A 9,000-nucleotide genomic window follows, 5' to 3' on the forward strand; every position below is an offset into this window, starting at 1 on the left:
CACTTCCGGCAGCGCCGCGCCGCGGAAATCATAACTTGTTGAGGGACGCGCAGACGCGATGGCGAAAGACAAACGACAGTCAATCCTGGATCACTACAAATTCGACTCGGTTGTCGGCACGGAATTGCGCCGGCTCTTGCACAACGTCACGCGCCCGATCAAGGGGTCGGCGCCGCACTCGATCCTGGTGACCTCCGCCGTCAGCGGCGAAGGCAAATCGACCATCGCGTCGATGCTGGCGATTACCTCCGCCCAGCACAAGAAACGCAAGACTTTGCTCATCGACTCCGACCTGCGCCGGCCGATTATTCATCGCATGTTCGGTCTCGAAAATTCGATCGGCTTTGCCGACCTCATGGCGGAAAAGGTCGAATTTGAAGCCACCCTCAAATCGACGCCGCTCGAGCATCTGTGGATTCTCCCGGCTGGCAACGTCGAAGGCGATCCCACCGACCGCATGCGCGAAGAGGTCGTCAAGAAGATCATCGAGCGTGCCGAGTTCAGTTTCGAGAGCGTCATCGTTGACTGCGCGCCCGTGATTCCAGTTTCCGATCCGGTGATTGTCGCCTCCGCCGTCGACGGCGTCGTTGTCGTCATTCGCGCCGGCAAGACCCAAAAGGAAGTTGTCCAGCGCGCCTGTGATATCATCGTCAAGGCGGACGCCAACGTCATCGGCCTGATCCTTAACAATGTCCACGGCGCACTCCCCTACCACTACGACTACCGGTACTACGGCCACTATTACGCCAAGCGCTGATCACCGGGGCGCAAGCTCAGGATCCCTGCCTGCAACCATTAGACCGCACGATTTTCGATATCTGTTAGTCATTGTTTAGCAGTAGGTTACGCGTATTTCATAACTTATTTCATTAAGATTGTGCCTGGTCAGTCTCAAACGCGGCGACACCTCTGCAAGCATTCTGCCAGGAAGAGGTGCGCGGTCGAGCGATGGCGCGAGATCATGTTGCTGATAAATATCGACTTTATAGTTCTATAATTGTTATTTTTATTTGGTTTCTTCCGGCCCGTTGTGCATTATAACAGGGAAATCTTCAAAACCAGCAAGACGTCTCGTTAGATTCGGCAGCGCCTCTTGCACTCTGTGTAGCTCGCTACGCCCGCTGTCGACGGCAGTCGTCTGATCCGTAGTCCAGCAACCCTATCCAGGAGTCTCGTCACTATGCGCCACTTCGTCAAACAATCGCTCGCGGGAATTCTCCTCCTGCTGGCCCTCGGGGCCGCTGCGCAGGCCGGGGTTACCCCCTCGCGCTTGAATTACCAGGGACTGCTCACCGATGCCAACGGCCAGCCGCTCAACACGGACGGTATCCTGATCACTTTCCGCATCTGGAGTCACCCGACCTCCACCGATCCGGCGGATCTCAAGTGGCAGGAGCAGCAAACTGTCCGGGTGGTTGACGGCTTGTTCAATGTGATCCTCGGTGACATTTTCAAAATCAACGATACCGTCTTCGCTTCCTCCAACAGCTTTCTCGGTATCCAGATCGATGGCGACGTGGAAGGCTTTCCGCGGACACGGCTGGTCTCGGTCGGCTACTCCACCCGCGTTGAAACGCTCGACGGTGCGCGCGGCGGTGTTATCTCCGGACCGGTGACGTTGCAGCCTCCGACCGCCAAGGACAATGACTCAACCACACAACTTCGCTACGAGCTGGTGGATGAATCCCAGGTCACGCGTTTTTGGGCCAGTGCGCAGGAGGTCTTCACGCCCTGCGTGGAATTCGCCGGTGATTCGACACGCCAATGCACCGCCGCCTTCAACTCCGGCGCCGCGCAATTCGAGGATGCGGCAACGTTCACCACGATCGGCAATACCAAGACAATCCTGGCGCAGCAATCGATCACCTGTCCGACCGACGGCTTTGTCCTCGTGATCGGTTCGTGCCAGGCCGACGTCGCCCATAGCGGCGGCGGCAATTCCACCGCTGAATTCGGCGTCTCGAATCAGTCCGACATGTTGGATAGCGACCAGGAGAAAGAGTGGACGATCGCAGGCATCCAGGCCTCGGCCACCTATCGCAACGTCATTTCTGCGCAGAAGGTCTTCCCGGTGACGGCAGGGACCTCCACCTTTTATCTGCTCGGCCGCCGCATCGAGGGGAGTTCCAGCTTCAAGGCTTACAACAAGACCCTCTCGCTGATTTTCGTGCCCACGGCCTACGGCTCAGTGTCCGGATCGACGATGCTCCAGACCGCTGCCGACCCGCAGTCCGCAACGATTGCTGCTCGTCCAGTCACCGTGTCTGCACCAAGCGAGATCGAACAGCTACGCGCCGAGGTGGCCGAGCTGCGCCGCCTGCTGGAAATGAATCCTCAAAACGGCGCCAAACAGTGACGGCGGAACGAAGCGAGGTCATATCATGAATAAACTCGGTTCTCTCATAGCGGTCGTCGTCCTGCTTACAGCGGCTGCGCTTTCCGCCACCGCCAGTGCGCCGGAACCCGCGGCACCGCAGGCGGCGGCACCGCCGGCTGCCGCGGCGGGCAAGTCGCCGCAGTCCGGAAATACACGCGCTGCGGCCGATGATTACACGATTCTCTGGTACGTCGTCGCCGCCGGCGGCACCAATAGCACGTCGAACAACTACCGCCTGCGGGGCACGGCCGCGCAGACGGCCGTCGGCGATGTGCAATCGACACTCTACCGCGTCCATCAGGGTTTCTGGCAGAATCTGGTCGCGCCCTGTTTGGCGGGCGATGCTGACGGCAACTCCAGTGTGACGATCTCCGACGCCGTCTATTTGGTCAATTACATCTTCGCCGGCGGACGGCCGCCGGTCACCGCTTGTGGTGGCGATCCCGACGGCAACGGCATGATCACCATTTCCGATGTCGTCTTCCTCACGCGCTACATCTTCCTGTATTAGTCGCGCGCCGTCCCAACTTCACGTCTCGCCGCCGACCACCGGGTCGGCGGCGCGCGGCGTTTCTTGCCATCATTCTGCTTGCGCAGCCGCGTTGGTTGTATAATCTCTCGACACCGGGTGGTCGCCATCCACCAATAGACCGAAGTGCCAACAAGGAAATGTGCGTGAGTCCTGCCGACGCGTTCGAAAATCTCGATCCGACCCGCATCGCCAAACCGGCGGTGACGGCCATTGCGCGTTATCGCGTCATCGACAAGCTTGGCGCGGGCGGCATGGGCGAAGTCTATCTGGCGTTCGATCCCAAGTTACAGCGGAACGTTGCGATCAAACTTCTTCCTCCCGGCCTCGCTGATGACCTGGACACGCGCACCCGCTTTGTCCGCGAAGCGCAGACGGCCGCCGCCCTCAATCATCCCAACGTGATCACCATCTTTGAAATCGACGAGCACGAGAACCGCTACTTCATTGCCATGGAGTATGTCGAAGGCACTTCGCTGCGCGATCTGATCAAGCATGCGCCGCTCGAATTACCGCAGGTTCTCGATCTGGTCCAGCAGATTTGCGCCGGTCTCGCGGCCGCTCACGAACGCGATATCATCCATCGCGACATCAAGCCGGCCAACATCCTTGTAACGGCCAAGGGTAGGGTCAAGATTCTCGACTTCGGATTGGCGCGCTACCAGACCGTCTCCGGACTGACCTCCACCGGTGTTCGTCTCGGCACGATTACCTACATGTCACCCGAGCAGGCGCAGGGCTACGAAGTTGATAATCGCTCCGACATTTTCTCGCTCGGCGTGCTGATCTTCGAGATGCTCACCGGCAAATCGCCGTTTAAACGCGACACCGAGGTCGCCACTTTGTTGGCAATCCTGCAGCAACCGGCGCCCGCTCTGAACGAGTTGCGCCCCGGTCTGCCGCCACAATGGCAGGCGATCCTCGATCGCTGCCTGCACAAGGAGCGCGAATTGCGCTACAATAGTATCGAGGCGCTCATCGCAGACGTCAACCTGCTCGGAGCGACAACTGCCCCGCCCGCAGCCGTGGCGGCAGCGACACCGGGTGCACCGTCGCGGATATCCGGCATCGATACCAGCAGCGTCACGCGCACGGCCCTGGGCGCCAAGCGCGCGATCGCCGTGCTGCCCTTCGAGAATCTCGGCACCACCGAACACGATTATTTTGCCGACGGCATCACCGATGAAGTCACCACCAGCCTCGCCAAAATCCGCTCGCTGAAAGTCATCTCCAACAATTCCGCCCGCCACTTTTCCGCCAAGGAGAAGAGCGTAGCGGCCATCGCCGCCGAGCTGGGCGTCGAGTACTTGCTGACCGCCACGATTCGCTGGGACAATTCGCAATCCCCGTCGCGCTTCCGCCTGAGCTGCAAGCTGGTCGATGCCAAAGATGAATCGTACCTCTGGGCGGAGTCCTACGACCGGGTGCTCGATCAGATTTTCGCCGTGCAATCGGAGCTGGCCGCCGAAGTCACGCAGGCCCTTGGCGTCGCGCTGGCAACCCCGGAGCTGGAAGGTCTGGCCAAGACGCCGACGCAGAATCTCGAAGCTTATGATTTCTATTTGCGGGGCGCCGAATTTTTCCCGCGCAGCACCAGGTCCGAAGACATCACGCGCGCCATCACGCTGTACGAACAGGCCGTTGCGCTCGACCCGAATTTTGCCCTCGCGCACGTCCGACTCGCGCTGGCGCATTCCACGATGTACTGGTTCTTCCATGATCGCACACCGGCCCGCATTGCGCGGGCCAAGGCCGCCGTCGACGAAGCCGTTCGCGCTGCGCCGCAATTGCCGGAAACGCATCTTGCCCTCGGCTACTACCACTATTACGGCCGCAAGGACTACGTGCAGGCGCTCGAGGAATTCGCGCTTGCCGGAAAGGGCCGCCCCAACGATTCGAGTCTGCTGGGCGCGATTGGATTCATTCAGCGCCGCCTCGGTCTTTGGAATGAGGCGCTGCGCAACATCCGCAAGGCCGCCGAACTCGATCCGCGCTCGGCGCTGCTGGCCGCCGAATTCGGCAACACGTTGATGTTGATGCGGCAGTACGATACCGCGATCGCGCAATTCGACCGCGCCATCTGGCTGGCGCCCGACTGGGTTGACGTCTACGCCCGCAAAGCGCACTCGCTCTATCTGCGGGACGGCGACGCGGACAAGGCCGCGACAGTCTTCCGCGAAGCGCAAGGCAAAATCAATCCGCCGGAAATGGTGATCGAATGGTCGCTGCTGGATCTCTTCGTCGCGTTCTGCGACAACGATCTCGAGCGGGCGATGGAGGCGCTGGCGGTCGACGACACCGAATTGGAACTGCACTTTATCGACAAAGGCCGGCTGGCGTTTCGTGCCGGCCGCCCGCACGAAGCCCGCTCGTACTTCGAGTCGGCGCGCGTGCTCCTCGAAACCAAACTCAAAACGAATCCCGACGATGCCCGCTATCTGGCCAACTACGGTATTGCCTGCGCCGGTCTGGGTCGCCGCGATATCGCGATTGCCTCCGGTCAGAAAGCGACCGCGCTCTTCCCTTACGACAAGGACCAGGTCTTCGCCGTCGTCTACCGCGAAACGCTGGCCCTGATCTACCTGATGCTCGGAGAAATCGAGTCGGCCGCGGCGGAATTGCGCTTCCTGCTCTCCGTCCCGTCGTACGTCTCGAAAGCGCTCTTGCTTGGTGCGGTGGATTTCGCAGCCCTGCGGCACGATCCCTCATTCCAGCAACTCATGCGCGAATAGCCGCCCCGAACGGAACCTGCGCCGGCACCAATGAATGCCACTAACCTGAAGTGGCCATCAGAGGATTGGGCGCACCGCTATTCCCGCCTCTTCGCCACGATTTTGACTTTTTAACTTCTCAACTTTGGCTATATTAGTGGGGTATTGGGCTTCAACGTTTGGAGGAGGATCGAATGACAGAGATTCATGCCAACGGCCGTACACTGCAACTCAACGAAGAAGGCTTCCTGACCAGTCCGGCCGAATGGAATGAGACCGTGGCCGCTGCGCTCGCCAAAGCGCAGGAGGGCCTGGACACTCTGACGCCGGAGCACTGGGCTGTCATCAACTTCATCCGCGATCATTACCTCCAGACTAACCTCGCGCCGATGGTGCGCGCAATCTGCAAGAACACCGGCCTGCCCTTGAAACGCATCTACGAGCTCTTTCCGTCCGGCCCGGCGAAAGGCGCTTGCAAGCTTGCCGGCCTGCCCAAACCGGACGGCTGCGTTTAACCGCGGACACTTAGCCTCTCTATGGACTTGCCCCGTCTACTTGTCGTCCTCAGCGCGGCATTCGCACTACTCGTCTTGACGATTCACTATTTCCGAGCACGGCGCTGGGGGGTCAAGCCGGTCTACGCCAAGATTCAGGGCACGCCGCGGCAGGCGCTGATCTACACCTTCACCGCCGGCATGATGCCCTGGAGCAAGGAGAGCGCTTCCAAACATCTGCCGACCTTCATCGTCGGAATCATCTTCCACCTTGCCGTCGTGGCGGCGGTGGTGACGCTTCTGGCCGCAATCTTTGTATGGACATTGCCGTCGTTGTTGAAGTCGGTCCTGCTGGCAACGCTGTTCGCCGGTCTCGCCTGCGGTCTCGGATTATTTGTCAAGCGCATGGTTGTCGGCTATCTGCGCGCCATCAGCGTCCCCGATGATTTCGTCGCCAATCTCCTGGTGAACCTCTTTATGATCAATGCGGCGGTCAACCTCATCGCCGGCGTGTCGACGGTCTTCTTCGTGACGGCGATCGTGCTGTTCGCCTATATCCCTTTCGGCAAGATTCGCCATTGCTGGTTCTTCTTCTGCAGCCGCCTGCTCTTCGCAGAATTCTACGGTTACCGCGGAGCCTTGCCGCCGGCGCAACAGGTGCACCATGACTGAGAACAACGCCTGCCCGATTGACGCCTTCCAGCAACGGCTCGCGCAACTCGACGAGACAGCTCTCGATCAGGCGCGCGCCACGCTGGTCAGCAAATGGAGCTACGCGGCCGAGGTGTATGCGCGCGCCTGCGTCCACTGCGGACTCTGCTCCGATTCGTGCCACTACTTCCTTATCGATCCGTCCAAGGAATCGGTGCCGGCCTACCGCCTGAAATTGGTGACGGATGTATTTGCATGCCATCAGTCAAAATCGCGGAAGATCTCCGGCGCCCGCGAGCTTGATCGCAACACTGTCGACGAATGGATCGACTGCCTTTTCGGTCGTTGCACACTCTGCAATCGCTGCGGTCTGAATTGCTCCGTCGGAATCAACATCGCACAGATGATTCGCATCGGTCGCAGCGTGCTCGCGGCCAGCCGCCTGGTGCCGCCGGAACTGCAGTCCACCGTCGATGCCGCCGTCAACACCGGCAACAACATGGCAATCTCTCGCGAGGAGTGGTTCGAGACGATCGATTGGCTGAACGGAGAACTGCAGCAGGAGGTCGGCGATCCACAGGCCTGCCTGCCGCTCGACCGCGCCGGCGCCACTATCCTCTACGCCGTTAATCCGCGCGAGGTCAAGTTCTTCCCGCTCTCGCTGCTGGCCGCTGCCAAGATCTTTCATACCGCCGGCGAGAACTGGACCTTCTCAAAGGAGTATTACGACGTCACCAATTACGCGCTGTTCAGCGGCGACGATACGATCGGCGGGATGCTTTCCAGTCGTCTGATCGAGACCGCGCGCAAGCTGGGCGTGCGCACTCTCGTGCTCGGCGAATGCGGCCACGGCTTCAAGGCTACGCGCTGGGATGCGCCCGAATGGCTGGGACAAACGCCCGATATCGAGATCAAGAGCGTTCTGGAGGTCGTTGAAGACTATATCCGTCAGGGCCGGATCCGCCTTGATCCCAGACTCAACAGCAAGCGCGTCACGCTGCACGACCCCTGTAATCTCGTTCGCAACGGTGGTATCGTCGAGCAGTCGCGTGCCATTCTCAAGGCCGGCGTCAGCGACTTCGTCGAAATGATTCCCAACCGCCTGCAGAACTACTGCTGTGGCGGCGGCGGCGGACAGCTCTCGATGACCCGCTACGCCAAACGCCGGCTCGCCGCCGGCAAGGTCAAGGCCGACCAGATCGCCGCCACCGGCGCCAAGATCGTCGTTGCGCCCTGCCACAACTGCATCGATCAACTATCGGAGTTGAATCGAGATTACAAACTGGGGGTGGAAGTGAAGACGGTGTGTGAGATGGTGGCGGATGCGATCGTCGGCACGCCGGCGTCTTAGCTGCCGGTAACCCGCGCCGCTTTGCGGCTTGCAACGATCTCGCCGACCGCATTCACCGCATGATGAATTTCCGCTTCGGTCGTAAACGGTCCGAGCCCGAACCGCACCGTGCCATGAATCTTGTCGGTACCCAACTGCTCGTGCACACGCGGCGCGCAGTGCAGCCCGGTGCGACAAGCGATATTGTAGTCGACATCGAGGATCGTTCCGGTGTCGCCCGCTTCGAGATTTTCGATATTGAACGCCAGTACGCCGATGTGATTGGCCAGATCATCCTGGCAGTACATCACAACGCCGTCGACATTGCGCAGACCATCGCGCAGGATCTTCAGCAGCCGCGTTTCTTCCCGATGCACGTTGTCCATGCCCCGCGCCTGCAGCCACTTGAGACCGGCGTTGAGACCGGCGATGCCCGGCAGATTTGGCGTGCCGTATTCGAGCCGGTACGGATATTCGTCGAGATGGCGCCGCACCGCCGAACGCACACCGGTGCCGCCGGCGCGCGTGTGGCGAATTTCGACGTGCTCGCAGACATACAATCCCCCGATGCCCATCGGCCCCATCAGTGACTTGTGTCCGGTAAAGGCCACAACGTCGATGTAATCGGCCTGCACGTCGATCGGCAGTTTCCCCGCCGTTTGGGAAGCATCCACCACCAGCAGGATGCCGCGCTCGCGGCAGGCGCGTCCAATCTCGCGGATCGGTTGCACCGTGCCGATGACGTTGGAGCCATGATTGACCGCAACGACCTTGGTGTTGATGCGGAATTTGCGGATGATGTCGTCTGGATCGACGAATCCCTTTGCGTCGAACGGCACATAGTCGACTTCGACCGCCTGCTCCTCGTAGAGGTGATGAAGCGGCCGCAGCACGGAATTGTGTTCGAG

The 9,000-nt window shown here is 60.3% G+C and carries 8 protein-coding genes; 7 read left to right on the forward strand and 1 reads right to left on the reverse strand.

The window, feature by feature from the left end; translation table 11 throughout:
• The first annotated feature begins 58 nt into the window (after positions 1-58).
• From IT585_10200 to IT585_10230, 7 genes are all read left to right on the forward strand, one after another.
• Positions 59-757, forward strand: coding sequence for a CpsD/CapB family tyrosine-protein kinase (locus IT585_10200; GenBank protein ID MCC6963610.1), 699 nt, complete (start codon positions 59-61; stop codon positions 755-757).
• 423 nt (positions 758-1,180) lie between these two features.
• The gene (locus IT585_10205) at positions 1,181-2,356 is read left to right on the forward strand and encodes a hypothetical protein (protein MCC6963611.1); all 1,176 of its coding nucleotides are present in this window, start codon (positions 1,181-1,183) and stop codon (positions 2,354-2,356) included.
• Between the two features lie 25 nt (positions 2,357-2,381).
• On the forward strand, positions 2,382-2,888 hold the full coding sequence (locus tag IT585_10210; GenBank protein MCC6963612.1) for a dockerin type I repeat-containing protein: 507 nt from the start codon (positions 2,382-2,384) through the stop codon (positions 2,886-2,888).
• A gap of 164 nt (positions 2,889-3,052) precedes the next feature.
• Positions 3,053-5,638: a protein kinase gene (locus tag IT585_10215; GenBank protein ID MCC6963613.1), complete on the forward strand. Its 2,586-nt coding sequence runs from the start codon at positions 3,053-3,055 to the stop codon at positions 5,636-5,638.
• Positions 5,639-5,811: 173 nt separating this feature from the next.
• Positions 5,812-6,132 carry a TusE/DsrC/DsvC family sulfur relay protein gene (locus IT585_10220; GenBank protein ID MCC6963614.1) on the forward strand — a complete coding sequence of 107 codons (321 nt, stop codon included), beginning with the start codon at positions 5,812-5,814 and terminating at the stop codon, positions 6,130-6,132.
• A 21-nt stretch (positions 6,133-6,153) separates the two neighbouring features.
• Positions 6,154-6,783, forward strand: a complete 630-nt coding sequence (locus tag IT585_10225; protein MCC6963615.1) for a hypothetical protein — start codon at positions 6,154-6,156, stop codon at positions 6,781-6,783.
• Positions 6,776-8,113 (forward strand): (Fe-S)-binding protein, encoded by a 1,338-nt coding sequence (locus IT585_10230; protein MCC6963616.1) that lies wholly within the window; start codon positions 6,776-6,778, stop codon positions 8,111-8,113. Before IT585_10225 ends, IT585_10230 begins: the two co-directional genes overlap by 8 nt.
• Here IT585_10230 and IT585_10235 read toward each other — a convergent pair.
• Positions 8,110-9,000: aminotransferase class V-fold PLP-dependent enzyme (locus tag IT585_10235; protein ID MCC6963617.1), on the reverse strand; the 891-nt coding region annotated here is incomplete at its 5' end. The two genes, IT585_10230 and IT585_10235, sit on opposite strands and share 4 nt — an antisense overlap.

It is taken from the genome of Candidatus Zixiibacteriota bacterium, from assembly GCA_020853795.1.
Classification (GTDB): Bacteria; Zixibacteria; MSB-5A5; order CAIYYT01; family CAIYYT01; genus JADJGC01.

What these genes read in the sequence shown, in the direction of transcription:
- IT585_10200 (MCC6963610.1), top strand. Translation starts at nt 59, where the DNA reads ATGGCGAAAGACAAACGACAGTCAATCCTGGATCACTACAAATTCGAC.
- IT585_10220 (MCC6963614.1), top strand. Translation starts at nt 5,812, where the DNA reads ATGACAGAGATTCATGCCAACGGCCGTACACTGCAACTCAACGAAGAA.
- IT585_10225 (MCC6963615.1), top strand. Translation starts at nt 6,154, where the DNA reads ATGGACTTGCCCCGTCTACTTGTCGTCCTCAGCGCGGCATTCGCACTA.
- IT585_10205 (MCC6963611.1), top strand. Translation starts at nt 1,181, where the DNA reads ATGCGCCACTTCGTCAAACAATCGCTCGCGGGAATTCTCCTCCTGCTG.
- IT585_10230 (MCC6963616.1), top strand. Translation starts at nt 6,776, where the DNA reads ATGACTGAGAACAACGCCTGCCCGATTGACGCCTTCCAGCAACGGCTC.
- IT585_10210 (MCC6963612.1), top strand. Translation starts at nt 2,382, where the DNA reads ATGAATAAACTCGGTTCTCTCATAGCGGTCGTCGTCCTGCTTACAGCG.